The organism is Streptomyces sp. NPDC017056, from assembly GCF_044332485.1.
GTDB lineage: Bacteria > Actinomycetota > Actinomycetes > Streptomycetales > Streptomycetaceae > Streptomyces.
Genome location: NZ_JBIRPD010000006.1, coordinates 354,001 through 380,729, shown reverse-complemented (window position 1 = coordinate 380,729; position 26,729 = coordinate 354,001). Strand labels below are relative to the sequence as shown.

The window sequence follows — 26,729 nt, the reverse complement described above, 5'->3', positions numbered from 1 at the left end:
GGCAGGTGGGTCGCAGCGGTCGTCGGCGTCGTTGCGGTCGGTGCCCGTCGGCGGTCGGCGTGACGGCCGGCGGTCGGAGATCACAAAGGTGGTCGTACGACAGGAGCGCCTGCGCAGCAGAGCGCGGCTCAAACCACTCTGACCCCACAACGCGATGTACGTCACGTGACATGCGCCGTCCGGAGCAGCGGTTTCTCCCGGTTTCGGGGTGGTTTTCGCCAGGGGGGTGACGGCCGCTGTTACAGAACTGGTACAAAGCCGCGTGGTCACCGCAGCGTCCGGGCAATCAGCCCGTGTGGCGGGCGGGGGAGAGTTGTGGGTATCGAATCCGCCCTTATGCTCCGAACCGTTCGCTCTGCTGGGACCCCGTGCACCCGGTGCATCCGGTGCGCCTCGTTTCGCGCGCGCGTGACGTGTTCGGCTGTGGTGTCCCGTCCCGCGTCGGCACGGGGCCGCCGCCCCGGAAGGAGAAGTTCATGACCGACCGCGAAGGCTCCCGCCGGTTCGGCGGGCGCACCGCGCTGGCGGCCTTCGCCGCGGTCACCGCGCTCGCGGGCGGCGGCGTGTGGTTCAGCCAGGCGGCGGACCGCGCGTCGGCGGTGGACGCGGCGCCGAAGACGTCGGCGGTGCGGGACATGAAGTCCTCGGCGAAGGCGGTCGGCGGGCTGCCGGGGGTGCGCGACTGCGGCTTCGGCGAGCCGGAGATCAAGCCGAAGGTCATTACGCTGACGTGTGCCGACGCGGGCATGGTGGCGACCGGGATCACCTGGGAGCGGTACGGCGCGGCGGAGGCCGAGGGCGAGGGCGTGGTGCAGGTGGAGAAGGCTGCCGCGGGGGCGGGTGCGGACGCCGGGTTCCCGGCGACGTTCCGGCTGTACGGGGCCAGGACGGTGGACGGGGCGCGGGCTTTCACGGGGCTGGAGGTCACGTACGAGGGTTCGACGCCGCTCGGTGACTCGACGGAGATGTACAACCTCGCGTGATGGGCATCCGAGGCCGGATCGCCCTGGCCATTTCGAGTGTGACGGCGTTGGCGGTGGTGGTGCTCGGGTTCGCGGTGCACCACATCGCGGACGCGGAGCGGGAGCGCTCGGCGCGCGCCTACCAGGACGACCGGCTCAGTTCGGCGCTGCAGATCTACGAGCGGGACGGCACGCTGGCGCTGGGCGCCCAGCTGGACGACGCGACGCTGCCGGGTCCGCTGCGGGCCGCGGTGTTCGACGGGAAGTCCGGTACGTACCTGAGCCAGGGTGAGGATCCGCGGGTGTGGGCCGCCACCGGGGTGGGTGGTGGTTCGGGTGCCACCGGGCGGACGCTGTCGGTGTCGGCGGCGTACCCGGACGACGATCCGGCCCAGGTGGCGCTGGACCGTGCGCTGCTGGTCGCGGGGGTCGGCACGGTGGTGCTGATGGCGGTGGTGTCGTGGTTCGTGGCGCAGCGGCTGTCCCGGCGGCTGCGGCACAGTGCGGCCGCGGCGCGCCGGATCGCGGCGGGCGAGCCGCCGGACGCGGACGCGCTGGCGGCCGGCGGCCGGGACGAGGTGGCCGAGCTGGGGCGTTCGGTGCACCACATGGCGGCGTCGCTGGCGGCGCGGGTGGAGGCGGAGCGGAAGTTCACCGCCGATGTGGCGCACGAGCTGCGTACGCCGGTGGCGGGGCTGGTCGCGGCGTCCGAGTTGCTGCCGCACGAGCGGGCCGTCGAGCTGGTGCGGGACCGGGCGCAGACGATGCGCAGTCTGGTGGAGGACCTGCTGGAGGTGTCCCGGCTGGACGCGGGCGTGGAGTCCGCGCAGCTCGACGCGGTGGACCTGCCGTCGCTGGTGCGCGGCATCGTGGGGCGGGCGGAGCGGGTGCGCGGCATCACGGACGTCGAGGTCGTCGTGGCGGGTCCGGCGCGGGTGGTGGAGACCGACCGGCGCCGGGTGGAGCGGGTGCTGGTCAACCTGCTGGCGAACGCGGCCAAGCACGGCAGGCCGCCGGTGGAGGTACGGGTCGAGGGCACGCGGATCGTGGTGCGGGACCACGGGCCCGGGTATCCGCCGGAGCTGTGTGCGGAGGGGCCGCGGCGGTTCCGTACGGCGGCGCCGGAGCGCGGTACCGGGCACGGTCTGGGGCTGACGATCGCGGCCGGGCAGGCGGAGGTGCTGGGCGGCCGGCTGGTGTTCGGCGCCGCCGAGGGCGGTGGCGCCGAGGCGGTGCTGGAGCTGCCGGAGCCGCCGGTGGCGGAGCGGGGAGCGGCGGTGGGGGAAGGAGCGGTGGCGGCGCCGTAAGGCCGGGCCTGGCGCCGCCCCCCCCGGAGCGCCAGGCCCATACTGCCCAGGTCCTTACAGGTCCTTACAGCCCCAGATCCTTGATGATCTTGGCGACGTGGCCGGTGGCCTTCACGTTGTACAGCGCGCGCTCGACCTTGCCCTCCTCGTCGACGATCACGGTGGAGCGGATGACGCCGGTCACGACCTTGCCGTACAGCTTCTTCTCGCCGTACGCGCCGTACGCCTCCAGGACCTGCTTGTCGGGGTCGCCGAGGAGCGTGACCGACAGTTCCTCCTTCTCGCGGAACTTGGCGAGCTTCTCCGGCTTGTCGGGGGAGATGCCGATGACGTCGTAGCCGTGGCCGGCCAGGAAGTCGAGGTTGTCGGTGAAGTCGCACGCCTGCTTGGTGCAGCCGGGGGTGAGCGCGGCGGGGTAGAAGTAGACGATGACCTTGCGGCCCTTGTGGTCGGCGAGCGAGACCTGCTTGCCGTCCGCGTCGGGGAGGGTGAAGGCGGGTGCGGTGTCGCCGGGCTGCAGTCGCTCGCTCATGGTTCTCCTTGTGCGTGGGGTGGGCCGGCGCGCGCGGGCGGGCCGGCACGCGTGGGTCACGTACGGGGACGGGCGCGAGCGCGTCGCGCCCCGGATGTCGCTACGCCCGAGATTACTGAGCCGCCCGAAAAGGGGGTGCTGTGGGGCGCCGCGACCTGTGTGCTGACAGACTGTGCGCACGGAGACGGATCGAGACCCCCGGAGGCAGCGCGGTGTCGGAAGCCAGGACCCCTGCGCAGATCGAGCAGGACATCGCCCGCAGGCGGCAGGACCTCGCCGTGACGCTGGACGAGATCGGTGTCCGCCTGCACCCGAAGACGATCATCGGGGATGCGAAGGCGAAGACGGCGGCGGCCGTGGACCGGACGGCGGGGCGGGCGTACGTGGCCGCCAACCGGGCGGTCTCGGACATCCGCGCCCAGCTGGTGTCGGAGGACGGCGCGCCCCGCCTGGAGCGGGTGGTGCCGCTGGCGATGATCGGCGTGGCGGTCGTGGGCCTGCTCGTGGTGGGTTCCAAGCGGCGGCGTTAGCCGCGGGCTCTTGGCAGGGTGGGCGCCGGACGGCCGCGCGGGCAGGTACGGTCATGCCGTGAGCCCGAACAACGCCAAGGACACCCACGACAAGCTGCCCATCCGGATGCTGCACGACCGGGTGCTGGTACGTACCGATATCGCCGAGGGCGAGCGCCGCTCCAGCGGCGGCATCGTCATTCCCGCGACCGCGGCGGTCGGCCGCCGCCTGGCCTGGGCCGAGGTGGTCGCGGTGGGGCAGAACGTGCGGACCGTGGAGCCGGGCGACCGGGTGCTGTACGACCCGGAGGACCGGGCCGAGGTCGAGGTGCGCGGTGTCGCGTACGTACTGATGCGGGAGCGCGATCTGCACGCGGTGGCGGCGGAGCGCCTGGAGGGCGCCGAGGACGCGACGGGCCTGTACCTGTAGCCGGAGGGCGCCGCACGAGGCGGAACGGCCTCGGCGGCATGGACGTGGAAACGGGCGGTGACCGGGGTCACCGCCCGTTTTGCCTGCCTTTGCTAGAGTCGGAAGCATCCCGACGAGACGCGCCGTACCGGGTCACGACAAGACGACGCACCCCTGTAGAAGCTCGTTTTCCGCGGAGGTGCCGTCATGGCATGGATTCTGCTCGCCGTCGCCGGTCTGCTTGAGGTCGGCTGGTCGATCGGCATGAAGTTCACGGACGGTTTCACCCGGCTGTGGCCCAGCGTCTTCACCGGCGCGGGCATCGTCGCCAGCATGATGCTGCTCTCCTACGCCGCGCGGACGCTGCCGATCGGTACCGCGTACGGCGTATGGGTCGGCATCGGCGCGGCCGGCGCGGCGGTCGTCGGCATGCTGGTGCTGGGCGAGCCCGCCACCGCCGCCCGGATCTTCTTCATTTGCCTGTTGCTGGTGGCGGTGGTCGGCTTGAAGATGACGTCCGGCCACTGATCCGGCTGGGGGTCCGGGGGTCGTCCCCCGGGGGATGCGGCATCTGCCTGTTGCTGGTGGCGGTGGTGGGGCTCAAGATGACGTCCGGCCACTGATCCGGTCGCCGGAGGGTGGACCGCACCGTCCGGTCACGGGTTGGCGAAGTCCTCCCAGCCGCCGACGCCGCCCATGCCGCCCATCCCGCCGCCGATGCCGCCGCCCCGGCCTCCGCCGATGGCGCCCTCGGCGCCCCCGGTGGGCGGCTCGAAGGTGGGGAAGTCGTCGGTGGGGGCGGTCGTCGGCTGGGTGGTCGGGAACGGCGGGATGCTCGGCCGGCCGGTGGGCCGCGTCGTCGGGGTGGTCGGCGGGGCGCCGGTGGGGCCCGTGCTCGGGGTGCCGTCGGTCGGCGGCGCGCTGCCGGCGCCGGACGGCTCCCCGGACGTGGTCGGCTCCTCCGAAGGTGTCTCGCTCACGCCTTCCTCCATCTCCAGGTCGAAGTCCTTGGCCGGTTTTCCGTCCAGGGCCTCCGCCGTGTACTGCGCCCAGATCTCGGCGGGGAAGCCGCCGCCGTTGATGCGCGGCCGGCCGGCGGCGCCGTAGAGGGACTTCTGCGCCGCGGTGTCCGGGTCCTGGCCCAGTACGGCGACGACGGTGGCCAGGTCGGGCGTGTAGCCCGCGAACCAGGCGGCCTTGTCCTTCTCCGCGGTGCCGGTCTTGCCGGCCGCGGGCCGTCCGGCGGCGCGGGCCGCCGAGCCGGTGCCGCCGGGGCTCTCGATGACGCTGCGCAGGATCGAGGTGGTGGTGTCGGCGGCGTTGCGCGGCACCGCGGTCTTCGCGCCGCGGTCGGGGAGTTCGACGTTCTCGCCGCCCTTGGTGGCCTTGGTGACGAGGCTGTACGCCTGCTCCCTGCCGTGGTTGGCGAGGGTCGCGTACACCTGCGTCATGTCCAGCACGCTGGGGGTGGCGGTGCCGAGCGAGATCGCGCCCTGGGAGGAGTTCAGGCTCGGTGTGTCCTTGGGGACGCCGAGGGCTACGGCGGTGTCCTTGACCTTCTGCGTGCCGACGTCCATGCCCATCTGGGCGTAGACGGCGTTGACGGATTTGTCGGTGGCGGTGGACACCGTGATCGGGCCGTAGGAGCGGTTGTCCTCGTTCTCGGGGGCGAAGCGGGTGCCCTTGCCGTCGCTGACCACCTCGCGCTTGTTGGTGCCGTCGTAGACCGTGTTCGGGGTGATCCGGCGGCCGTCCTGGGTGGTGGCGTTGTTGGCGACGGCGGAGGCGAAGACGATCGGCTTGAAGATCGAGCCGACCTGGTAGTCGCGGCGGGTGGCGCTGTTGACGTACTGCTTGGCGTAGTCGATGCCGCCGTACATGGCCACGACGTTGCCGGTGGCGGGGTCGACGGAGGCGCCGCCGGCCCGTACGTAGCGGTCGGGTCCCGAGGTGCCGAGCTGGTCCATCAGCTTGTCGTCCACGGCCTTGACCAGGGCGTCCTGCCGCTTCTTGTCGATGGTGGTGGTGATGCGGTAGCCGCCGGCGGCCAGCGTTTGATCATCGATGATCTTGTTGTTGGTCAGGTAGTCCCGGACGGCTTCGACGAGGTAGCCGCGCTGGCCGGACAGGCCGGTGGGCGGCTTGGCCTTGCCGGGGGCGGGGAAGGTGAGCGCGGCCCGTTCGGACTGGCTGAGCCACTTCTTCGTGACCATGCCGTCGAGCACGTAGTTCCAGCGGTCGAGGGCGCGCTGCCGGTTCTCGGGGTGGGCGGCGACGTCGTAGGCGCTGGGGGCGTTGAGCAGGGTGGCGAGGTACGCGCCCTCGGCGGTGCTGAGCTGGTCGGAGTTCTTGCTGTAGTACGCCTGGGCCGCGGCCTGGATGCCGTAGGCGTTGCGTCCGTAGTAGCTGGTGTTGAGGTAGCCCTCCAGGATCTCGGACTTGCTGCGCTCGCGGTCCAGCTTGATCGAGATGAAGAACTCCTTGGCCTTGCGGGTGAGGGTCTGCTCCTGCCCGAGGTAGTAGTTCTTCACGTACTGCTGGGTGATGGTGGAGCCGGACTGCTTGCCCTTGCCGGTGACGGTGTTCCAGGCGGCGCGGAGCATGGCGACGGGGTCGACGGCGGACTCGGAGTAGAAGTCGCGGTCCTCGGCGGCGAGTACGGCTTCCTGGGTGGTCTTGGGCACCTGGGCCAGCGGTACGTTCTCGCGGTTGACCTTGCCGTCGCGGGCGATCTGGCTGCCGTCCGCGTACAGGTAGACGTTGCTCTGCGCCTGGGCGGCCCGGTTGGCGGCGGGGATCTCGACGAGGACGTACCCGGCGGCGAGGCCGCCCGCGATCAGCAGCAGGACCAGCAGGAAGCCGCCCACCACCATGCGCCAGGTGGGGATGACGCGGCGCCAGCCGGTGCGCTTGGGCCGGGACTTGCCGCCCTTTCCGCCGCCCGCGCCGGCTCCGGCGCCCGCCGGGCCGTCCTCGCCGGCGGAGGGGGGCGCCGCGGAGCGTGCGGCCCACCCCGGGACGCGGGGCCCGCCCTTGCCGTCCTGCTGCGGATCGTCGCTCATGTCTGTAAGGACTCCTCGGCCGCCGCCGACGGTTGTACCGCGGCGGATCGGTGACGTGTCGGGCGATTCGCGCCCAAAGCCGGAAAAGGAACTGTCGCCCGATACGAAACTCTCGCATCATGCCCTTCCGCCACGAGGGGCGGCACGCACCTGTGACCGCTCCGTGACCGGCCGAATGGGGCGTACGGCTCACTGGAACGGGCGATTGCGGACGGTGGCGACGGCCGTTCGACGGCCCGTGCCGTCCCGGCCCCGCCGCCGACCTGGCGGTCCGTCAGTCCGGCGGATGCGCGTCGGACTTCGAGAAGGTGATCTTCCGTTTCTCCGCGGACAGTACGCCACCGAGAAGGATTAATCTGTCCGTATGACTGACGAACTCCCGGATCTGCGCGCCTCGGACGCCGACCGCGACCGGGTCGCCGAGATCCTGCGCGACGCCCTCGCCGAGGGGCGGCTGGCGATGGAGGAGTTCGACGAGCGGCTGACGGCCGCGTACCAGGCCCGTACGGTCGGCGCGCTGCGGCCGCTGGTCGCGGACCTGCCGCAGCCGGGCCACGGCGGCGTGCCGGCGGCCCGTGCCCCGGGGCGGCCGGCGTGGCGGGAGCGGATCGGCGGCGAGCCCTCCTCCCGCCGGGCGTTCGCCGTCTGGAGCGGCTTCGTGCGCAAGGGCCGGTGGACGGTGCCGCGGATGTTCACCGCCGGGGTGTTCCAAGGCGGCGGGCAGCTCGACCTGCGGGACGCGAACTTCGAGGCGGGCGAGGTCACGCTGCGCTGCTTCGCCTTCATGGGCGGCATGGAGGTCGTCGTGCCGCCGGGCGTCGAGGTTCAGGTGACGGGCTGGGGCTTCATGGGCGGCTTCGAGCCCGACGACGGCGCCCTCGGCGAGCCGGGCGCCCCGCGGGTGAGGATCACCGGTTTCGCGATGATGGGCGGCGTCGGGTTCCGGCGCAAGGTGTCCAAGCTGGAGAAGCAGCGGCTGAAGGCGGAGCGGGCGCGGGAGCGGCAGGCGGAGCCGCCGGGCCGGGGGGACGACCGTGAGGTGCCGGAGCGGCGGCGCAAGGAGCTGGGGTGACGGCGCGGGCGTACGGATGAGGGCCGCCGGGCGGCCCCGTCACAGCGCCGCCCGCACCGCCCCCTTGAGCTGCCGCAGGTCGACCGCTTCGGCCATCGCCCGGTAGCCCGCGTCGCTCGGGTGGAGGTGGTCGCCCGAGTCGTGGACGGGCCGCAGCCGCCCCGGGGCGCCGGGGTCGCGCAGCGCCTCGTCGAAGTCCACGTACTGGTCGTAGACCTGCCCGGCACGGATCTTGGCGTTGAGCGCTGTACGTACGGTGTCGAGTTCCGGCTGGTAGGCGGGGTGGCCGCCGAACGGGGTGAGCGTGCTGCCGACGACGCGCAGCCCGCGCTCCCGCGCCTGGCGCACGATCTCCCGCATGCCCTCGGCCAGCTTTTCCGGGTCGAGTTGGCGCGGGGACTTGAACAGGTCGTTGAGGCCGATCTCGACGATCACGGCTTTCACGCCCGTACGGGACAGCGCGTCGCGCTCCAGGCGGGACAGTACGCCGGGCCCGTTGTTGGGGGAGTAGCGGCTGCCGTCGATCAGCAGGCGGTTGCCGCTGATGCCCTGGTTGAGGACGCCGTAGCGCGGCGCGCCCGGCTCGGTGCGCAGCCGCGCCGCGAGGAAGTCCGTCCAGCGGTGGTTGGCGCCCGCGGTGGAGGTGATGCCGTCGGTGAGGGAGTCGCCGATGGCGACGACGGTGCCCTCGGCGCGGGAGCTGCGGACGTCCACGCCGGTCAGGTAGCGCCAGTACGGGGTCTGCTCGGTGTAGGCGGCGCCGGTGGTGTCCCCGGCCCGGTCGCCGCGTGCCAGGTAGGAGTCCTGCCGGGCGTACGGGTGGTAGGTGGCGGGCCCGGACGGGGACGGGGAGTAGGTGGTGACCAGGAGGTCGGCGGCGGCCGGTACGTCGAGCGTGACGGGGTCGCTGCTGACCGTGCCGCCCGCGGGGACGGTGACGGCGGGGCGTCCGGAGAAGGCCAGCCGGCGCATGGTGCCGGCCGCCGCCGCGGCCTTGCCGGGGGCCGCGGCCAGGGCGAGGGTGGCGTGGCTGACGGGCAGCGGGCGGGTGCCGTAGAGGTTGGAGAGCTGGATGCGGGCGCTGGTACCGCCGATGCTGGTGTGTACGACGTTGCGTATCGACATGCCCGCGTAGCCGTCGAGGCTGCCGGGTTCGGCGGCGGTCGCGGCGGCCGACCACGTACCGACCCAGCGTCCTGCCGGGTGCGGGTCGCGTCCCGCCGGGTCCTGGGTGCCGTCGCCGCCGGAGCCGAGCCAGACGGCGGCCGAGACCAGCACCACCAGGGCCGCCAGGCCGGCGAGCAGGGTCGGGCCCACTCTTGAGGACATGCGGCACAGACTCCTGGGGGAGGCGGAGCGGCGTGCTCCGGGCGGGCACAGGGCAGCGTGTGATCAGCGGCGCCGTTGCGGTCCGATCGGTTCTCCCATGCTCGCACGCACGGCCGGGAAGCCGCCCGGCGCCCTGGTTTCCCGCAGGCGGGGAACTCGTGGTTCGTTGCCGGAGTAGGACACAGTTGAACGCACGGCCGGCATGAAGCAGGGCATATGCCTGTACGTACGACGCAGACGGGTTCGAGCGGGTGGAGCGGATGGAACGGACGAAAACGGACGTGGTTCCCGGCGCGGATACGGCCGCGGGGCCGGGCGGGGCACCGGCGGGCCCGCACGCGGGCACGGTCCCGGCGCACGGCCCGGTACCGCCCGGCGGCTTCCCCTACAGCCCCGCCGACGAGGAGAAGCGGCGCGGCGTACGGCGCATGAAGACCCTGGCGACCTGCCTGCTGCTGGGCGTGGCCCTGGTCTACGCCCTGGCCACCTGGGCTAAGGCGGCCGGTGCCGGCGGCTGGGCCGGGTACGTGGCGGCGGCGGCCGAGGCCGGCATGGTCGGCGCGCTGGCCGACTGGTTCGCGGTGACCGCCCTGTTCAAGCGCCCCCTGGGGCTGCCCATCCCGCACACCGCCATCATCCCGACGAAGAAGGACCAGCTGGGGGTGAGCCTCGGCGAGTTCGTCGGCGAGAACTTCCTGTCCGGCCAGGTCGTACGGCAGCGGCTGCGCAAGGTCGGCATCGGCCGCAGGCTCGGCGCCTGGCTCGCCGAGCCGAAGAACGCCGACCGGGTGACGGCGGAGCTGTCCACCGCGCTGCGCGGCGCGCTGACCGTGCTGCGCGACTCCGACGTGCAGGCGGTGGTCGGCGAGGCGATCACCCGGCGGGCCGACGCGCAGGAGGTGGCGCCGGGCCTGGGCAAGATGCTGGAGAAGGTGGTCGCGGACGGCGGGCACAAGCGGGTCGTGGACCTGGTCTGCGTACGGGCCCACGAGTGGCTGACCCTGCACGGCGACTCGGTGATGACGGCGGTCTCCGGTGGCGCGCCGGGCTGGACGCCGCGCTTCGTGGACCGCAAGGTCGGCGAGCGGGTCTACAAGGAGCTGCTGCGCTTCGTCACCGAGATGCGGGACATGCCCGAACACCCTGCGCGCGGCGCGGTGGACCGTTTCCTCAAGGACTTCGCCGGCGACCTCCAGGCCGACACCGACACCCGCGAGCGGGTGGAGCGCCTGAAGTCGGAGGTGCTGGGGCGCGGCGAGGTGCAGGACCTGATCGCCTCGGCGTGGGGCTCCGTGCGCGCGATGATCGTGTCGGCGGCGGAGGACGAGAACAGCGAGCTGCGGCTGCGGACCCGGGCGGCCCTGCTGTCGCTGGGGCAGCGGATGGCCGGTGACGGCCGGCTCCAGGGCAAGGTGGACGGCTGGCTGGAGGGCGCCGCGGTCTACGTCGTGACGACGTACCGCGACGAGATCACCTCGTTGATCACCGACACCGTCGCGAGCTGGGACGCCGAGCACACCTCGAAGAAGATCGAGGCGCACATCGGGCGCGACCTGCAGTTCATCCGGATCAACGGCACGGTCGTCGGCGCGCTCGCCGGGCTGTGCATCTACGCGGTGTCGCGGCTGCTCGGGGGATAGCGCGCGGGGCGGCGTCGCCTATGGAAGTCTCACGGCCCAGGCCCTACCGTGCACCGCGTGCGCGAGCGGATTCCGGTGGTGGTGCAGGGGCAGCGGCGACGGCGCCCGCCCGCCGTACGGGTGCTGTGGGCCGGCGCGGAGCTGGTGGTGACGCTCGGGGTGCTCGTCCTGCTGCTCGTCGTGCACCAGCTGTACTGGACCAACCGGCAGGCGCAGGCGAGCGCGCGGGACCAGGTGACCCGGCTGGAGCGGCAGTGGGACACGCGGCTCCCGCCGACCGCAGGGCCGTCTCCGGTCCCGCCGTCTCCCGGCCCCGCCACATCCCCGCCCGCGGAGCGGCACGGGACCCGCGCGCAGCAGGAGCCGCGCACGCAGCAGGGGCCCCGCGCGGCGCCGGAGGAGGTTCCGTCGCCGCGTCCGCGCCGGGACTCCGCTTACGCGGTCCTGCGCATCCCGCGCCTCGGCCTGACCGTGCCCGTAGCCGAGGGCACCAGCAGGCCCGCCGTCCTGAACAAGGGGTACGCGGGCCACTACGCGCACACCGCGCAACCCGGTGAGCAGGGGAACTTCGCGCTGGCCGGGCACCGCAACACGCACGGCGAACCGTTCCGCTCCCTGAACCGGCTGCGGCCCGGTGACACGGTGGAGGTGACGACCGCGGCCGTCCGCTACACGTACGCGGTCGACCGGACCCTGCCGCGCACCTCGCCCGCCGACGGCACGGTCACCGCCCCGGTCCCGTACAGCACCGCCCACCCGGCCTACCGCTACACCGAGCCGCGCGCCTACCTGACGCTGACGACCTGCGCGCCCGAGTACTCCTCCGCGTACCGGCTGGTGGTGTGGGGGCGGCTGACGGGCGCCGCGCCCCGATAGGCTCTCGCGCTGTGCTGAAACGTCCCACACTGCTGTGGCTCCTGGTGCCTCACGTGCTCTACCTCGGCGTGCTGCCGCTGGTGAACCGCGTGACGCCGACCGTGTTCGGGCTGCCCTTCCTCGTCTTCTGGATGCTGCTCGCGACCCTGCTGACGCCCGCCTCGGTGTGGCTGGCCTGGCGGGGCGACCGCAAGCGGGCCGCACGGCGGGCCGCGGAGCGGGGTGCGGCGTGAACGCGACGATCGCCACCTCCATCTTCGCCGCGTTCATGGTGCTGACGCTGGCCCTGGGCCTGCTGGCGGTCCGCGGCGGCGGGCGCGGCAAGGGCGGGCTCGCCGAGTGGTCGGTGGGCGGCCGCAGCCTCGGCACGGTCTTCATCTGGGTGCTGATGGCGGGCGAGAGCTACACCAGCTTCAGCTACCTGGGCGCGGCGGGCTGGGGCTACAACTTCGGCGCCCCGGTCCTCTACGTCCTCGCGTACATGTCCTGCGGCTACGCGGTCGGCTTCGTCGTCGGCCCGATGCTCTGGTCGTACGCGCGCCGGCACGGCCTGGTCGGCATCACGGACCTGGTGGCGCACCGCTACGGGCGGCGCTGGCTCGGCACCGCGGTGGCGGTCCTGGCCACCGTCTGCCTGCTGCCGTACATCCAGCTCCAGATCACCGGCATGGGCGTGGTCGTGACGACCATCTCCTACGGCGCGATCAGCCTGAACTGGGCGTACTTCATCGGCTTCGCGGTGACCACCCTCTTCGTCGTGGTCAGCGGCCTGCGCGGCAGCGCCTGGGTGTCCGTGCTCAAGGACATCCTGGTCATCGCGACGCTGGCGTTCCTCGCCGTGTACGTGCCGCTGCACTACTTCGACGGCTACGGGCCCTTCCTGGACCGGATCGTCGCCGAAAAGCCGCAGTGGCTGACCTTCCCCGGCCACAACTCGGGCGGCCTGGGCCAGGGCTGGTTCATCACCACCTCCCTCCTGAACTCGCTGACCGTCGTCATCTTCCCGACGACCGTCGCGGGCTACCTGGGCGCGCGCAGCGCCGACGCCCTGCGGCGCAACGCGGTGCTGCTGCCCTTCTACAACGTGCTGCTGTTCGTGCCGATGCTGCTGGGCATGGCGGCCTTGTTCGTCGTGCCGGGGCTGACCGGCGCCGACTCCAACCTGGCGCTGTTCAAGCTGGTGGTGGACTCGCTGCCGGCCTGGCTGGTGGGCGTCACGGGAGTCGCGGCGGCGCTCTCCTCCATCGTGCCGATGGCCGTGTTCATGCTGGTCATCGGCACGATGTGGGGGAGGAGCGTGCTGGGCGCGGTGCCCCGGCTGGCGAACCGCCAGAAGCTGTGGTCGCAGGTGGTCGTCGTCGTGGCGGGCGCGCTGGCGCTGCTGCTGACGTACACGGCGCCGAACACGCTCGTACGGCTGTCGCTCATCTCGTACGAGGGGATGGCGCAGCTCGTACCGATGATCCTGCTGGGGCTGGTGTGGCGGCGGCTGACGCTGTACGGGGCCGTCGGCGGCCTGGTCGCGGGTCTGGCGGTGGTCTGCGGGCTGGTCTTCACCGAGCACGACCCGGTGTGGGGCGTCAACGCGGGGATCGTGGGGCTCGCGGTGAACCTGGTGGTGGCGCTCGCGGTGACCTGGCTGGGGCCGCGGCCCGTGGACGACCGGCCGGACGCCGAGGTGCTGGCGTCGGACCTGGAACCGGAGGACGGCGCAGAGGCGGCCGGGGTCAGCCCGTCGCCGGCGAGGTGATCTTCTTGCCCTCCGGGGAGACGGCGAACCAGGTGCCCATCTTCCCCTGCCCGTTCACGTCCCCGGGCTGCTTGTCGCCGCTGAACGTGTAGACGGGCCAGCAGTCGACGGCGAGCTGCTTGGTGCCGTCGGGGCGGGTGACGGTGCTGATCAGCTTGGCGGGGACGCCCGCCAGCTTGCTCTTGTCGGCCGGGCCGACGGGTTTCCAGGTGTCCAGGCAGGTGTCGTTGCAGCCGAACTTCATCGGCCAGGCGCTGTCCTTGTTGAACCGGTAGACCGTGCGGCCCTGCTTGTCGACCAGCAGCTTGCCCAGCTTGGGCTGGTCGAAGACGGACACGTCGGCGGCCGGCCCCGCGGTGGCCTTCTTGCCGTCGGCGGCGAGCGCGTTCCAGGTGCCGCCGACGCCGTGGCCCTTGGTGTCGCCGGGCGCGGTGTCCTTCGCGTAGCGGTACGCGGGCCAGCCGCCGATGGTCAGCTGCTTGGTGCCGTCGGCGCGGGTGACCGAGCCGAGGGCGCTCGCGGCCATGCCGGAGGCGGCGGTGGCGTCCTCGGCGGGCACCGGGGGCCAGGTGGTCGCGCAGGCGCCGGCGCAGGCGGAGTTGGGCGGCTTGGCGGTGTCCTTGTCGAAGCGGTAGAGGGTCATGCCCTTGCTGTCGGTGACGACCGGGCCGAGGCCGGGGGACTGGCGCAGGGCGAGGGTCTCGGCGGGGGCGCCCGGCGCGGCGGGCTGGTTGCTGTCGCGCGCCGATCCGTAGGCGCCGCCCGATCCGTATCCGGACGCGTCGCCGCTGCCGGCCCGGACCTTGTCGTTCGCCACCGGCGCGGCGTTGGTGCTGTCGCCGGAGCCGCAGGCGGTGGTCAGTGCCATGACGGCGGCGGCCGTCACGGCCAGTGCCGCGTACCGTGCCGTGCCGGTGTCCGTGTGCTGGTTCATCGCTGACTCCTCGGGGGTTCCGGGTGTGTTGTCCGGTGTGTTCTCTGCGGGGGTACGAGGGGTGGGGCGCCGGTGTTCAGGCGGGGCGGAAGTTGTCATCGGAGGACAGAAACCGCGTCGAAGTGGCGTCCGTACCGCGGCCGTACGGGTCATCCGCCGTCCTGGACGCGCAGGGCGAGCGCCGGGCAGCGGCGCACCGCGAGCTGCGCGCGGCGGCGCATCCGGGCGGGCAGCGGCATGGCGGCGCGCTCCGGGTAGCCGTCGGGGCCCAGCCGGACGATGCCGGGCGCGAGGTCGGCGCACAGGCCGTGGCCCTGGCACAGCGTCCAGTCCACGAGCAGCCGCTGCTCGGGCGCGCGCGGCCGGGCGCCGCCGCCCGCGTGCCGCCCGCCGTCTTCCGGTGTGCTGCCGTCGCCGTACGCGTCCCCGGTCACCGGTAGCGCGCCGAGCACCGGCCGTCCGCAGCCGCCGCCGTGCGCATGGCCGGCGAACTCCTCGGGGAAGGCGGCCAGTGCCGAGGCGACGAAGCGCGCGGTGCCGTCGGGGTGGCTGCACGCACCGCGCCGTTCGACGGCCCGCATCCGGGCCCGTACGGCGTCCAGCGCGCGCTGCCCGCCACCGCCGACGGCCTGGCCGAGCGCGTCGGCGAGGGCGGGCAGGCCCAGGAAGCAGGGCCCGCACTGGCCGGCGGATTCGGCGGCCATCCACCGTGCGACGCGTACGGTCTCACCCGCCGGGCAGGTCCCCTCCGGCAGCGGCAGCACCGCGCCCGCCCCGAGCACCGCGTCGTAGGCGGCCAGGGAGTCGCGGGTGAGGAGGGCCGTACGGGCGGCGGATGCCGGCAGCCAGGTGCCGTGATAGCCGCCGATCAGCACGCCCTGGCCGGGGCCGAGCCCGCACAGTGCCAGGACGCGGGCGAGCGGCGCGCCGGTCGGCGCCTCCACGACCCGTTTGCCGCCCACGGTCAGCAGGATCGTGCCGGGCTCGGCCGGATCGCCCGTATTGCGGTAGCCCAGGGCGCCCATCCGCGCGGCGACGGCCAGCTGTGCGTACGTCTCGGTGTTGGACAGCAGGGTGGGCAGGCCGTTCAGGCCGCGCTCGCTGGAGCGGACCTTGCGGCCGGAGGGTAGTCCGGGGCCCCGGTTGAGGCCGTCGGTGAGCGCGGTGCCCTCGCCCGTGACGAAACGTTCTGCCAGCAACTCGGCGCGTACCGGCGTGGACAGCGGACCGCGTTCGGCGACGGCCCGGCGCACCGACCGGGCGACGTCGGCGCGCGTCACCCCGATCGCGACCTCCTCGGCCCCGAGCGCCCGCGCGGCCAGCAGCGCGCCGTCCAGCACGAGGTGCGGCGCGTACAGCAGCAACGCCGTGTCCTTGAGGCAACCGGGCTCGCCCTCGCTGCCGTTGACGACCACGGCGGCACGACCGTCCGCGCGGCGCTGCCCCGCCACGACGGCGCTCAGTTTGCGGGCGAAGGGGAACCCGGCGCCGCCGCGCCCACGCAGCCCGGTGTCCTCGGCCAGCGCGACCAGTTCGCTCGCGGACAGGTCGGGCGGGCTGCCGTGCCGGGTCAGGTGCGCCACCCGGTCCAGGCGCTCGGCCCCGTCCAGCCCGGCCAGCAGCCGGGGCGGCCCGAGCGCGGCCAGGGCGGGGACGGGAGCCTGCCCGACGGCGGGCAGGGGGACCGTGGAGGCCGGAGCGAGCAGCGTCATGAGCGCGCTCCGTGCGTGTGCCGGGCGGACCGGGCCGCCACCCGTGACGTACCGGCACCAGCCCCCGGCGGCCCGGCGCCGGGCCCCGCCGCCCGCCGCGGCGCCCGAAGCCGCAGGACGAGCACCGCGGCGACCCCGGCCACACACAGCACGTACCCGGCCGTCACCCAACCCGCCGCCGGCCGCCCGGACTTCAACCCGTGCACCAGCGCCGCACACCACGCCACGTACGCGCCCATGTGCAGCATCCGCCACCACCGCGACCCCCGGCGCGAGGTGAAAGCGCCGCGCACCGCGCCCGTCACGGCCGCCGCGAGGAAGAGATAACCGGCCAGCGTGCCGAGGCCGATGAGCAGCGGCCGTCCGTCGTCGGCGAGCGGCACCGCAGCGGCCGTGCCGCTCGTACGGGCGCGGGCCACCTTCACCCCGATGTGCAGGGCGAGGAAGCCGAGCCCGGCGACGCCGGTGCCGCGGTGCACGGCCTGGGCGACCAGCCGGTGGCCGGAGTGCAGCAGCAGCCGGTCGGTGGCGGCCAAACCCCACAGCACGGTGCCGGTGAGCGCGACCAGCGCGAGTACGCCGGCGCCGAAGTCCAGGAAGTCGAGCGCCCGTTGGGGCGCACCGGCCTGGGTGGCCACGGCCAGGAAGAGGAGTACGACCGCCGGCAGGGCGGGGCGCAGGGCGGTCCGCAAGCGGGACGCGGGCATGGGGCCTCCTTGAGGAGGGAGCGGGGGAGGGGTGGGGCGTGGGCGCGAAGGCGCCGCGGGGCAAAGGGCGCCGCGGCGAATTGCCCACCGCGGGCACGGGTTTCGGCATGGGCACCGGTTTCGGCATGGACGCCGGAATCGGCGGGCGGGCCGCCGGGGTCGCCGGGGCCTTTTGCCACCGCCTTATGCGCCGCGCCCCGCCGGGGCACGCAAAGGTGTGTGCCAAACGCCGGTGATCGGGGTGCCCAGCAGCATCACCGAACGCCCGCGGACCGTCCTGCGGTTTATCGCGCTGTGACAAATTCCTGCACCGCCATCGAAGTTACGCAAGGTAACTCCGGATGGTGCCCCTCCAAGCACGACTCCCGCCCGGGGCACTCCGCACGGCGCTTCCGGGCAGCAGGGCCTTACCCCCCTCCGCATCACGCCAGGAACGAGGTAGCGATGTGTGATCTCCTGAACCGCATCTGGTCACGCCCCCGTGGTGAATGGACCCGCGTGCTGAGAAAGGAACTCCCGGCGCTCGCCGAGAAGGTGACCGAGGAGCTGCGGAGCGGGATTCCCGCCTTTTCCGCGCTGCTCGCGGAAATGGGCGCCGAAGAGTCCCGCCGGGCCGTGGAACAGGCCATGCTGGTGGCGCTCGGCTACCAGGAAACCACGGAACGCATGCCGCGGCCCAAGGACCTCGTCGTCACCCCGCTGCCGGTGGCACCCGCCCGCCGCGAGCTGTTCGCCGCCCTCGCCGGAATCAAGGACGTCTCCGACGTCGCCCTCGCCGAGGTGGCCCGCTGCGCCGGCTGGCCCGTACCGCGACTCGTCCAGGCCGTCGCCCTCGCCTCGTCCGCCGAAGCGCCCCAGCTGGCCGCCGCCCTCGGCGACGCCCTGACCGGGACGGTGGACGGCGACACCTGCCTCTTCGTCCCCGACCCCACGACGCAGACCCGCGCCCGCCTGGAGGCCGCGCTCAAGGGCCGGGCCGCGGCGGTCGGCCACGCCGTACCGGCCGGCGACACCGCCTCCTCACTGCGCTGGGCACGCGCCCTGCTCGCGCTGTCCCCCGGCCGCGGCGGACCCGACGCGCGCCCGGCCTTCGTCGACGACCACCTCTCCGCACTGCTCCTCCTCCAGGACGAATCCCTGGCCCACGCCCTGTCCTCGCGCTGGCTGAGCCCGCTCGACGACCTGACGCCCCGGCAGAGCGAACGCCTGGAGGTCACCCTGCTGGCCTGGCTGGAGGGCGGCGGCGCACCCGAAGCGGCCAAGGTGCTCCAGGTGCACCCGCAGACGGTGCGCTACCGCCTGCGGCAGATCGAGAAGCTCTTCGGGCCCGCGCTGCGCGACCCGCGTACCCGCTTCGAGCTGGAGATGGCGCTGCGCAGCCGCCGACTGATGGCCCACGTACGCCGTTACCGCTCACGGGCCGGCCGCCGGGCGCGGGCCGTCGCCTCCACCATCCGCCCGCTCGGCGTGGCCAGGGAGGCCCGGGTCAACGGGCTGTGACGGCCCCTCGAACGCGGCGGCCCCGGGCTCCCCTCCGGGGCTGCCGCCCCGCGCGGCGGCGCTGCCGTTACCCTGGGGCGGACGACACCGGAGGTACCGGGGGAGGAGTGAGCACATGCAGCGCTGCGCCGACGCCTGGCGGCTGTATGTGGGCGCGCTCTTCTTCCTGCTCTCCGGGTTCGCGCTCGCCCAGAGCGGCCTGACCTCGACGCTCGCCGCCGCCGCGACCACCGCCGCCGTACTGCTGCTGTGCCGCGCCTTCCTGGCCGCCGCGCTCGCCAGGCCCGAACCGCCGGGCCGCGTCCGTACCGCCATCCGCGACCGGGAGCGCCGCACGGCCTTCCTGCCGCAGCGCGATCCCGACGCCGCGGGCCGCCCGCGGCCCCGGGCACCCGGCCGTCCCCTCCCGACGGCCGCGTAGGCACCCGCCTCTCGCACGGGGCGTGGGCCACTGCCCGCGCGGCTCGTCACGCCGACTTCCGTATCCCGGCACGACGAGACCCGCGGAGGGCTCACCCATGTCCGTTTTCTCCACCCTGGGCGGCGCGCTGTCCCAGGCCGCCGACCTCATCGAACCGCTCTTCGGCGCCTCGGCGACGGCCGCCGCGATCATCCTCTTCACCCTGTGCGTACGCGCCGCGCTGCACCCGCTCGCCCGCGCTGCCGCCCGTGGCGAAAAGGCCCGCGCCGCACACGCGCCGCGCCTGGCCGAGCTGCGGCGCAAGCACGGGAAGGACCCGGAGCGGCTGCGCGAGGCCACGGCCGCGCTCTACGCCGAGTCCGGGTCCTCGCCCCTGGCCGGCTGCCTGCCGGCCCTCCTGCAACTCCCGGTCTTCTTCGTCATGTACCACCTGTTCACCAGCGACGGCAGCGGCCTGCTCGGACACACGCTGCTGGGCGCGCCGCTCGGCGGGCACTGGACGCAGGCCCTCGCGGACGGCGGCGCGTTCGGGCCGCACGGACTGGTGTACTGCGCGCTGTTCGCCCTGGTCGCGGCCGTCGCCACCTGGAACTACCGGCGGGCGCGTACGGCGATGGCCCCAAATCTCGCGGCGGGCGCGGCGCCGGCTCCCGACGGCGGTGCGGTGCCCGGCCTCGCCGGCATGGCGAAGGTCATGCCGCTGCTGTCCTTCGGGACGCTGGCCAGCGTCGCGGTGCTGCCGCTGGCGGCCGCGCTCTACCTGGTGACGACCACGACGTGGACGGCGTGCGAGCGGGCGCTGCTGCACGCCGGGAGCCCGGCCGAAGGGGCCGCGAGCCCGGTCCGTACCGCCGGGTAACGGTCCAGTACGTGAACCGGGTCTTGCGGAGTGGACGCCGTTCTTGGACGATCGTCCGAATCGCTCGATGGCCGTCCCCATCGGCCGGCCCGGGAGAGCCCTCCCGGACCGACCCTTCGACCACGGGAGTTGTACCGATGAAGCTGCTGCGTGTCGGTCCGGTGGGGGCGGAACGCCCGGCGCTGCTCGACGAGGACGGCACCCTGCGGGACCTGTCGTCGCTGGTCACGGACATCGATGGGGCGCTGCTCGCGGACGGCCCGGCCCTCGACGCGGTACGCGCGGCGGCCGCCGCCGGCGGGCTGCCGCGCCTCGATCCCGCCGGGCTGCGCACCGGCCCGCCCGTCGCCCGGATCGGCAAGGTCGTGTGCATCGGGCTGAACTACCACGACCACGCGCGCGAGACCGGCGCCGCCGTGCCGGCCGAGCCGATCGTCTTCCTGAAAGCGGCCGACACGGTCGTCGGCCCCGACGACACGGTGCTGGTGCCGCGCGGCAGCGTGAAGACCGACTGGGAGGTCGAACTGGCCGTGGTCATCGGCCGTACCGCGCGCTACCTGGAGACCGACGACGAGGCCCGCGCCGCCATCGCCGGGTACGCGATCGCCCACGACGTATCCGAACGGGAGTTCCAGATCGAGCGCGGCGGCCAGTGGGACAAGGGCAAGAACTGCGAGACGTTCAACCCGCTGGGCCCCTGGCTGGTGACGGCGGACGAGATACCCGACCCGCAGGCCCTGGGCGTACGGCTGTGGGTCAACGGGACGCTGCGGCAGGACGGCACGACCGCCGAGCAGATCTTCCCGGTGGCCGAAGTGATCCGCTACCTGAGCCGGTTCATGACGCTGTACCCGGGCGACGTCGTCAACACCGGCACCCCGGCGGGCGTGGCGATGGGGCACCCGGAACCGAAGCCGTACCTGTGCGCCGGTGACGTGGTGGAGCTGGAGATCGACGGGCTGGGGCGGCAGCGGCAGGAGCTGAAGGGGGCCTGACCCGTACGGACTGACGGCACATCAGGCCGGGTGCCGCTGCGGCGGTCCACGGTCCGCGGTCCGCGGTCGGCGGTCGGTTGTCCGCTGACCAGGGGGTCTTGCCGGGCGGGTGCGCGGGCCGCCCGGCTGCCCGGCCGGTCCGCGCACATAGTGCGTATATGCCTGCAAAAAAGACAAAACGGTCCCATGTGGTGGCCGCCGCCGCGCTCGGAGCCGTCGCCGCACTGCTCCTCGGGCTCTTCGCGGCGTTCGGCTTCGCGGCCCCACTGCCCGGCGGACTCGGCCCCTGCCTGGGAAGCCAGTGCCCGTCCTCGTACGACGATCCGAACAACGGGCCGGTCGCGGGGCGGGACGAGAACCTCAACGTCTTCGTCGGCGGTGACTTCCGCGTCGGCGGATCGGCCGCCGAGGCCGAAGGGAAGGTCGCCACGCTCGGCAGCTTCGAGATGAACAAGACCGGCGGGTCCAGCGTCTACAACGTGGGCATCGCCGTGGGCTCCCGGGTCACGCCGCCCAACGGCTCCGACTTCCTGACCGTGGGCGGTGACGTCACCATCGCGCCCGGACAGCGGCTGCTCGCCGAGGAAGGCAGCACGCACGGCGTCGTCGCCTACGAAGGCAGGCTCAGCGGCACGGTGATCCCCCAGGCGGACCAGCGGCCCGGCGCCGCCGACCCGTACCGCGGGCTGGTCCCCGCGCTCACGGCGAGCAGCCAGTGCTACGCCCGCACCGGCGCCGGGCCGCGGCCCGCGACCGGCACGGCGGTCAACCAGGGCTACACGACGGTCTTCACCGGCGACGGCACGTCCGCCCTCCAGGTGTTCAACGTCGACTTCGACCTGGTGGGCCGCAACGGCGGAGCCCAGGGCATCACCTTCGCGGGAATCCCGGCCGGCGCCACGGTCCTGGTCAACATGGTCGGCGACGCCCGCACGATCAACTCGTACATCGGCCACGACCTCCAGCCGCCCGGCATCCGCGAACGGCTGCTGTGGAACTTCCCGGACGCGAACACCGTGGAGTTCAAGGGCAGCGCGCAGTTCCAGGGGAGCGTGCTGGTCGGCAAGCAGGGCAGTACGACGACGGTGTCCATGCCGGGCATGAACGGCAGGCTCTTCACCGTGGGTTCGCTGCACCACACCTCGACCTCCGGCGCGGAGATCCACAACTACCCGTTCAACGGGGACCTGCCGGACTGCGGCGGACCGACCCCGTCACCGACTCCGACTCCGACACCCACGCCCACGCCCACGCCCACGCCCACGGAACCGTCCCCGTCGCCGACCGAACCGTCACCGACGCCGACCGACGAGCCCACGCCCAGCCCAACGGAGCCGTCGCCCACGCCGACGGACGAGCCGTCGCCGTCACCGACCGATGAGCCGTCGCCCAGCCCCACCGAGCCGTCGCCCACGCCCACGGACGAGCCGTCGCCCACGCCGACCGAGCCGAGCCCGTCTCCCACGGAGCCGACTCCGACGCCGAGCCCGACGGAACCGAGCCCGAGCCCGACGGAGCCGACGCCGATCCCGACCCCGACGGAGCCGACACCGACTCCGACGCCCACCGAGCCGAGCCCGTCACCCACGGACCCGACCCCGGCCCCCACCGATCCCCTCCCGACCCCCACCGAGCCGGAGCCCACTCCCACGGAGCCGACCGCACCCCCCACGGACCCGACCCCGGCCCCCACGGAGCCGACCGTCACCCCAACGGAACCCACCCCGTCCCCGACCCCGTCCCCCACGGACTCCTCCGGCACTCCCGTGCCGAGTCATGTGCCGAGTCACGTGCCCAGTCCCGGGCCGACGGATGGCGGGGATCAGCTGGCGCACAGCGGCAGTGCCTTCCAGGACCCGCTGTTCATCGGGGCGGCAGCGGCCGCCGTCGTCAGCGGTGTGGTGCTCGTACTGATCATCCGTACGCGCCGCCGCTCCGACTGACCCGGCTGATCCGGCTGATCCGGCTGACCCGGCTGATCCGGAGTCAGCCCGCCGCCCGCTGCTCGATGTAGCGCCCCAGGGCGTCGGCCACCAACGCGTGGTCGTCGCCCTGGGGGAGGCCGGAGACCGTGACCGTGCCGACGACTCCCGTACCGCGCAGCCGTACGGGGAAGGCGCCGCCGTGCGCGGCGTAGCGGTCCGGGTCGAGGCGGGACGATTCTTCGAAGGTGCGGCCCTTCGCGCGGAAGCGGGCGCCGACCAGGTACGAGGACTCCGCGTACCGTTCGACGACGCGGCGCTTGCGCTCGATCCACGCGTCGTTGTCCGCGGACGTGCCGGGCAGCGCGCAGTGGAACAGCTGCTGCGCGCCGCGCCGGATGTCCACCGTCACGGCCGCGCCGCGCTCGCGTGCCAGGTCCGTCAGCAGGCAGCCGAGCCGCCAGGCGTCGTCGTTGCCGAAGCTGTCCAGCACCAGGCGCCGCTCCTGTTCCTCCAGTTCGCGAACCTGGTGGCGGGCCGCCTCGCGCTCGTCGCCGCCGTTCAGCACGCCGACGCCGCCCGTACCGTTCATGCCGTTCATGCCGACTCCTCGATCCGAACCGTGCGGCCCTCGGCCGCCGATGTCTTGGCCGCTTCCAGGACGCGCAGCGTGGCCGCGGCCTCGGCCGCGCTCACCGGCGGGCGGCCTCCGGTGCGCAGTGCCTCGGCGACGGCCGCGTAGTACGCGGGGTAGTCGCCGGGCAGTGTCGGTACGGGTTCGCCGCCGCCGGTCTGCGGGGATTCCCCGGCGCCGATCCGGCCCCACGCCTCCTGTGGTTCCGTGCCCCAGCCGGCCCGGTCGTCGCCGGGCCGCCGGCCGTCGCGCAGCGCCGCCTCCTGCGGGTCCAGGCCGTACTTCACGTAGCCCGCCCGGCTGCCCAGCACGCGGAACCGCGGGCCGAGCTGCGCGGTGGTGGCACTCACCCACAGGTGTGAGCGGACGCCGTTGGCGTGCGTGAGGGCGAGGAACGTGTCGTCGTCGGCCTCGGCGCCCGGACGGCGTACGTCGGACTCGGCGTAGACCTGGGTGACCGGCCCGAAGAGGGCGATCGCCTGGTCGGCGACGTGGCTGCCGAGGTCGTACAGCAGGCCGCCGATCTCCGCGGGGTCGCCGGACTCGCGCCAGCCGCCTTTGGGTTTCGGCCGCCAGCGTTCGAAGCGCGACTCGAAGCGCTGGACGTCGCCGAGCGCGCCCTCGGCGACGAGCTTGCGCACCGTGCGGAAGTCGTTGTCCCAGCGGCGGTTCTGGAAGACGGAGAGCAGCAGGCCGCGGTCGTCCGCGAGGGCGGCCAGCCGGTCGGCCTCGGCGGCCGTCGCGGCGAGCGGCTTGTCGACGACCACCGGCAGTCCGGCTTCCAGCGCGGCGGCGGCGAGCGGGACGTGGGTCTTGTTGGGGGACGCGATGACGATCAGGTCCAGCTCGCCGGCGCGGTCCAGGACGTCGTCGGGGGTGGCGACGGTACGGACGCGGGGGTGTTCGGCGCGGGCCTGGGCCTGCCGGTCCGGGCTGCTGGTGGAGACGGTGTCCAGCACCAGGCCGTCGGTGGCGGCGATCAGGGGGGCGTGGAAGACCGAGCCGGCCAGGCCGTAGCCGATGAGGCCGACGCGGAGGGGTGTGCCGGTGGAGTCGTTCATGCGTCCCACTTAAGCAACGCTGTTGCCAAAGTGCAAGCAATGCGGACAATGGACGGGTGACCAGCAACGACCCCGACGAACGTGTCGCCGCCCCGGCCGCCGTGCCGCCCGGCGGCGGAGCCGGCCTGCCCGCCTTGCGGGGCCACAACACCGCGCTGGTGCTGGGCCTGCTGCGCGCGGCGGGTCCGTCGGGCGTCAGCCGGCTGGAGCTCGCCGCGCACACCGGGCTGACCCCGCAGGCCGTCAGCAAGATCACCGCCCGGCTGCGGGGCGAGGGGCTGGCGGCCGAGGCGGGCCGGCGCGCCTCCACCGGCGGCAAGCCGCGTACGGTCCTGCGCCTGGTGCCCGAGGCCCGCTACGCGATCGGGCTGCACCTGGACCGCGACGAGCTGACCGTGGTGCTCGCCGACCTCGCGGGCGCGACCGTCGCCGAACGGACCGCGCCGCTGGACTTCGGCGCGGGCGCGCGTGCGGTGCTCGACACGGTGGCCGCGCAGCTCGCGGCGCTGCCGGACGAGGCCCGCTCGCCGCGTGTGCTGGGGCTCGGCGCCGCCTGCCCGGGGCCGCTGGACCACGAGGCCGGGGTGCTGCGGCGGGTCACCGGCTTCCCGGACTGGGACGGCTTCCCGCTGGGCGAGGCGCTCGCCCACCGGCTCGGCCTGCCCGTCGTCCTCGACAAGGACACCAACGCCGCGGCGCTCGGCTTGGCGCAGCGGGAGCCCGGCGGTGGTGGCTCCTTCGGCTACCTGCACCTGGGTACGGGGCTGGGCGCGGGGCTGGTGCTCGGCGGCGCGCTGTACCGGGGGGCCAGGACCGGCGCGGGCGAGTTCGGCCACCAGGTGCTGCAACTGGACGGCCCGCGCTGCGAGTGCGGCAAGCGCGGCTGCGTCGAGGCCCTGTGCCTGGACAGCGCGGAGCGCGGCAGGCCCGCCGAGGCGGCGCGCATCCTCGGGGTCGGCGCGGCCAATCTGGTGGAACTGCTCGACGTCGACCGGGTGCTGCTCGGCGGCCGCGCGGTGTTGGCGAACCCCGGCGTCTACGTACGCGGCGTGGCCGACGTCCTGGCCGAACAGGCCCGTACGCGCGGGGACGGCAGTGCGCCCGCGGTCCCCGTGGCGCTGGCCGCGGGGGGAGCGCGGGCGGTGGCGGACGGCGCGGCGCAGCTCGTCCTGACGCCGCTGTTCGGGGCGGCCGGCTCGCCGTTCGGCGGCGGAACTGCGCTGAACGCGCGGCATTCGGGCGATCGGGAGCCGCCGCCGGTGGCGTCGGTGCCGTGGTGAAGGCCGCACGTGGCAGGGTCCGGAACCGACCGGTCATACGAGCGGCCTGGCGTGGTCCGCGCCGCCTGAGCTGATCGAGCAGGAGCGTCCGTCATGCCCGTCTGTCCGCCCCGCGCACTGGTGCGCGCCACCGTCTCGGCCGCGCTGCTGGCCGCCGTCTCCCTGGCGTGCCCGGCCGCGGCCGCCACCGAGGGCGCCGGGCAGGGGGCGGGGGAGCGGGTGGCGGCGGCCCCGTTCCCCTCGGCGGGCGAGGCGGCCCGCGCGCCCGCCCGTCCCGACCACCCGCCCCATCTCGCGGACACCGGTTCGGCGTCCGTGAGCCGCGTGGGGGCCGCCGCCCTGGTGTTCCTGTCCGCCGGCGCGCTCCTCGTGACGGCGGCCCGCCGCTTCCGCCGCCGCTGACCCGCCTCCGCCGCCGCTGAGAGCCGGTGTCGTAGCCCGCCGACCCGCGCGGTGCCGGGGGTGCGAGGATCGCCCGGTGGACTACCCGAACGGCCAGGAACCTGGCGCACCGATCCGCTCCGGCATTCCCGAACACGGGCGCATCCCCAAGTACTACGCGGCGAAGGTCCAGTTGACGGCCCTGCTCGCCGAACTGGGCGAAGGGCAGGCCCTGCCCACCGAACGCGACCTGGCCCTGCGCTTCGAGGTCTCGCGGGAGACCCTGCGTCAGGCGCTGCGCGAACTCCACCTGGAGGGGCGGCTGCGGCGCCTCGGGCGCGGCACCGTCGTCGCGGGGCCGAAGCTGGAGCAGCCGCTGTCGCTGGCGAGTTACACCGAGGGCGTACGGAAGCAGGGCCGGCGCCCCGGCCGTCACCTGGTCGGGCTGGACCGGTTCCCGGCGCCGGAGAAGCTGGCCGGCGAACTGGGGCTGCGCGCGGGCGACGAGGTCTGGCACATGGAGCGGGTGCTGCTCGCGGACGACGAGCGGGTCGGGCTGGAGAGCACGTACGTCGCCGTGGCGCGGGTGCCGCGCCTCGACGCCGACTTCGAGCCCGACTCGTCCTTCTACGCCTATCTCCACGACCGGCTGGGCATCGGTTTCGGCGACGCGGACGAGCGGCTGGAGACCGTACTGGCCACTCCGCGCGAGGCGTTGCTGATCGGCACTCCGGGCGCGCTGCCGATGCTGTTGATCCACCGGTTGTCCCGGGACACCCGCGGTCTGCCTTTGGAGCGCGTGCGTTCGCTCTTCCGCGGTGACCGGTTCTCCTTCACCACCCACCTGGGCGGCTGACGGCGGCACCCGTCTGGGC

26 protein-coding genes and 1 riboswitch are annotated in these 26,729 nt (G+C 73.9%); of the genes, 18 read left to right on the top strand and 8 right to left on the bottom strand.

From position 1 onward, the window contains the following. Window positions 1-476: 476 nt before the first annotated feature. Both ACH4OW_RS14105 and ACH4OW_RS14100 read left to right on the top strand, forming a co-directional pair. Window positions 477-983 (top strand): hypothetical protein, encoded by a 507-nt coding sequence (locus ACH4OW_RS14105; protein ID WP_360123156.1) that lies wholly within the window; start codon window positions 477-479, stop codon window positions 981-983. Further along, window positions 983-2,269 (top strand): sensor histidine kinase, encoded by a 1,287-nt coding sequence (locus ACH4OW_RS14100; protein ID WP_398027606.1) that lies wholly within the window; start codon window positions 983-985, stop codon window positions 2,267-2,269. Before ACH4OW_RS14105 ends, ACH4OW_RS14100 begins: the two co-directional genes overlap by 1 nt. A gap of 64 nt (window positions 2,270-2,333) precedes the next feature. Here the strand turns inward: ACH4OW_RS14100 and bcp are convergent, their stop codons facing one another. Beyond that, window positions 2,334-2,801, bottom strand: coding sequence for a thioredoxin-dependent thiol peroxidase (gene bcp, locus ACH4OW_RS14095; protein WP_206502561.1), 468 nt, complete (start codon window positions 2,799-2,801; stop codon window positions 2,334-2,336). A gap of 212 nt (window positions 2,802-3,013) precedes the next feature. On the opposite strand from bcp, the gene ACH4OW_RS14090 reads away from it, so the two are divergent. The 3 genes from ACH4OW_RS14090 to ACH4OW_RS14080 all read left to right on the top strand — a co-directional run bounded on the left by ACH4OW_RS14090 (window position 3,014) and on the right by ACH4OW_RS14080 (window position 4,247). Continuing rightward, window positions 3,014-3,331: a DUF3618 domain-containing protein gene (locus ACH4OW_RS14090; RefSeq protein WP_360123150.1), complete on the top strand. Its 318-nt coding sequence runs from the start codon at window positions 3,014-3,016 to the stop codon at window positions 3,329-3,331. Between the two features lie 106 nt (window positions 3,332-3,437). Further along, window positions 3,438-3,740: a co-chaperone GroES gene (locus tag ACH4OW_RS14085; protein ID WP_176564603.1), complete on the top strand. Its 303-nt coding sequence runs from the start codon at window positions 3,438-3,440 to the stop codon at window positions 3,738-3,740. Window positions 3,741-3,826: 86 nt separating this feature from the next. Continuing rightward, window positions 3,827-3,892: riboswitch (guanidine-III (ykkC-III) riboswitch) on the top strand. Window positions 3,893-3,926: 34 nt separating this feature from the next. Continuing rightward, window positions 3,927-4,247 carry a multidrug efflux SMR transporter gene (locus ACH4OW_RS14080; protein ID WP_073761238.1) on the top strand — a complete coding sequence of 107 codons (321 nt, stop codon included), beginning with the start codon at window positions 3,927-3,929 and terminating at the stop codon, window positions 4,245-4,247. 128 nt (window positions 4,248-4,375) lie between these two features. Here the strand turns inward: ACH4OW_RS14080 and ACH4OW_RS14075 are convergent, their stop codons facing one another. Next, on the bottom strand, window positions 4,376-6,781 hold the full coding sequence (locus ACH4OW_RS14075) for a transglycosylase domain-containing protein (RefSeq protein ID WP_398027603.1): 2,406 nt from the start codon (window positions 6,779-6,781) through the stop codon (window positions 4,376-4,378). A 364-nt stretch (window positions 6,782-7,145) separates the two neighbouring features. Here ACH4OW_RS14075 and ACH4OW_RS14070 point away from each other — a divergent pair, with 364 nt between their 5' ends. Then, window positions 7,146-7,853: a DUF1707 domain-containing protein gene (locus ACH4OW_RS14070; protein WP_360123143.1), complete on the top strand. Its 708-nt coding sequence runs from the start codon at window positions 7,146-7,148 to the stop codon at window positions 7,851-7,853. A 39-nt stretch (window positions 7,854-7,892) separates the two neighbouring features. On the opposite strand, the gene ACH4OW_RS14065 is transcribed toward ACH4OW_RS14070, so the two are convergent. After that, entirely contained in the window at window positions 7,893-9,182 is a 1,290-nt protein-coding gene (locus ACH4OW_RS14065; protein ID WP_398027601.1) for an SGNH/GDSL hydrolase family protein, read from the bottom strand. A 260-nt stretch (window positions 9,183-9,442) separates the two neighbouring features. Here ACH4OW_RS14065 and ACH4OW_RS14060 point away from each other — a divergent pair, with 260 nt between their 5' ends. Genes ACH4OW_RS14060 through ACH4OW_RS14045 form a run of 4 tightly spaced genes read left to right on the top strand, consistent with a single transcriptional unit; the run spans window position 9,443 to window position 13,448 of the window. Then, a complete protein-coding gene (locus tag ACH4OW_RS14060) occupies window positions 9,443-10,822 on the top strand; it encodes a DUF445 domain-containing protein (RefSeq protein ID WP_398027599.1) in 1,380 nt (459 codons plus the stop codon). Window positions 10,823-10,879: 57 nt separating this feature from the next. Next, window positions 10,880-11,698 carry a class E sortase gene (locus ACH4OW_RS14055; protein WP_398027597.1) on the top strand — a complete coding sequence of 273 codons (819 nt, stop codon included), beginning with the start codon at window positions 10,880-10,882 and terminating at the stop codon, window positions 11,696-11,698. Between the two features lie 11 nt (window positions 11,699-11,709). Beyond that, a complete protein-coding gene (locus tag ACH4OW_RS14050; RefSeq protein ID WP_360123131.1) occupies window positions 11,710-11,931 on the top strand; it encodes a DUF3311 domain-containing protein in 222 nt (73 codons plus the stop codon). Next, the gene (locus ACH4OW_RS14045) at window positions 11,928-13,448 is read left to right on the top strand and encodes a sodium:solute symporter (RefSeq protein ID WP_398027595.1); all 1,521 of its coding nucleotides are present in this window, start codon (window positions 11,928-11,930) and stop codon (window positions 13,446-13,448) included. The genes ACH4OW_RS14050 and ACH4OW_RS14045 overlap by 4 nt, the downstream gene beginning before the upstream one ends. Here ACH4OW_RS14045 and ACH4OW_RS14040 read toward each other — a convergent pair. The 3 genes from ACH4OW_RS14040 to ACH4OW_RS14030 all read right to left on the bottom strand — a co-directional run bounded on the left by ACH4OW_RS14040 (window position 13,426) and on the right by ACH4OW_RS14030 (window position 16,801). Further along, window positions 13,426-14,382, bottom strand: a complete 957-nt coding sequence (locus ACH4OW_RS14040; protein ID WP_360123125.1) for an SCO0930 family lipoprotein — start codon at window positions 14,380-14,382, stop codon at window positions 13,426-13,428. The two genes, ACH4OW_RS14045 and ACH4OW_RS14040, sit on opposite strands and share 23 nt — an antisense overlap. A gap of 149 nt (window positions 14,383-14,531) precedes the next feature. Next, window positions 14,532-16,094, bottom strand: coding sequence for an NADH-ubiquinone oxidoreductase-F iron-sulfur binding region domain-containing protein (locus ACH4OW_RS14035; protein WP_398027593.1), 1,563 nt, complete (start codon window positions 16,092-16,094; stop codon window positions 14,532-14,534). Beyond that, window positions 16,091-16,801: a hypothetical protein gene (locus ACH4OW_RS14030; RefSeq protein ID WP_398027591.1), complete on the bottom strand. Its 711-nt coding sequence runs from the start codon at window positions 16,799-16,801 to the stop codon at window positions 16,091-16,093. The genes ACH4OW_RS14035 and ACH4OW_RS14030 overlap by 4 nt, the downstream gene beginning before the upstream one ends. 498 nt (window positions 16,802-17,299) lie before the next feature. Here ACH4OW_RS14030 and ACH4OW_RS14025 point away from each other — a divergent pair, with 498 nt between their 5' ends. From ACH4OW_RS14025 to ACH4OW_RS14005, 5 genes are all read left to right on the top strand, one after another. Beyond that, window positions 17,300-18,301 carry a helix-turn-helix domain-containing protein gene (locus tag ACH4OW_RS14025; RefSeq protein ID WP_360123116.1) on the top strand — a complete coding sequence of 334 codons (1,002 nt, stop codon included), beginning with the start codon at window positions 17,300-17,302 and terminating at the stop codon, window positions 18,299-18,301. Window positions 18,302-18,416: 115 nt separating this feature from the next. Next, a complete protein-coding gene (locus ACH4OW_RS14020) occupies window positions 18,417-18,722 on the top strand; it encodes a DUF6412 domain-containing protein (protein ID WP_360123113.1) in 306 nt (101 codons plus the stop codon). A gap of 97 nt (window positions 18,723-18,819) precedes the next feature. Further along, the gene (locus ACH4OW_RS14015; RefSeq protein ID WP_360123111.1) at window positions 18,820-19,581 is read left to right on the top strand and encodes a membrane protein insertase YidC; all 762 of its coding nucleotides are present in this window, start codon (window positions 18,820-18,822) and stop codon (window positions 19,579-19,581) included. A gap of 137 nt (window positions 19,582-19,718) precedes the next feature. Further along, entirely contained in the window at window positions 19,719-20,576 is an 858-nt protein-coding gene (locus ACH4OW_RS14010) for a fumarylacetoacetate hydrolase family protein (RefSeq protein ID WP_398027588.1), read from the top strand. Window positions 20,577-20,734: 158 nt separating this feature from the next. After that, complete coding sequence (locus ACH4OW_RS14005) at window positions 20,735-22,519, top strand: choice-of-anchor A family protein (protein ID WP_398027586.1); 1,785 nt, start codon at window positions 20,735-20,737, stop codon at window positions 22,517-22,519. Window positions 22,520-22,562: 43 nt separating this feature from the next. On the opposite strand, the gene ACH4OW_RS14000 is transcribed toward ACH4OW_RS14005, so the two are convergent. Both ACH4OW_RS14000 and ACH4OW_RS13995 read right to left on the bottom strand, forming a co-directional pair. Further along, the gene (locus ACH4OW_RS14000; RefSeq protein ID WP_360123102.1) at window positions 22,563-23,099 is read right to left on the bottom strand and encodes a heme-degrading domain-containing protein; all 537 of its coding nucleotides are present in this window, start codon (window positions 23,097-23,099) and stop codon (window positions 22,563-22,565) included. Continuing rightward, window positions 23,096-24,193: a Gfo/Idh/MocA family oxidoreductase gene (locus ACH4OW_RS13995; RefSeq protein WP_398027584.1), complete on the bottom strand. Its 1,098-nt coding sequence runs from the start codon at window positions 24,191-24,193 to the stop codon at window positions 23,096-23,098. Before ACH4OW_RS13995 ends, ACH4OW_RS14000 begins: the two co-directional genes overlap by 4 nt. 56 nt (window positions 24,194-24,249) lie before the next feature. Here ACH4OW_RS13995 and ACH4OW_RS13990 point away from each other — a divergent pair, with 56 nt between their 5' ends. The 3 genes from ACH4OW_RS13990 to ACH4OW_RS13980 all read left to right on the top strand — a co-directional run bounded on the left by ACH4OW_RS13990 (window position 24,250) and on the right by ACH4OW_RS13980 (window position 26,710). Further along, window positions 24,250-25,473, top strand: coding sequence for an ROK family protein (locus ACH4OW_RS13990; protein WP_398027582.1), 1,224 nt, complete (start codon window positions 24,250-24,252; stop codon window positions 25,471-25,473). Window positions 25,474-25,566: 93 nt separating this feature from the next. After that, window positions 25,567-25,875 (top strand): hypothetical protein, encoded by a 309-nt coding sequence (locus tag ACH4OW_RS13985; protein ID WP_398027580.1) that lies wholly within the window; start codon window positions 25,567-25,569, stop codon window positions 25,873-25,875. 76 nt (window positions 25,876-25,951) lie between these two features. Then, a complete protein-coding gene (locus ACH4OW_RS13980) occupies window positions 25,952-26,710 on the top strand; it encodes a GntR family transcriptional regulator (protein ID WP_360123093.1) in 759 nt (252 codons plus the stop codon). The last annotated feature ends 19 nt before the right edge of the window (window positions 26,711-26,729 follow it).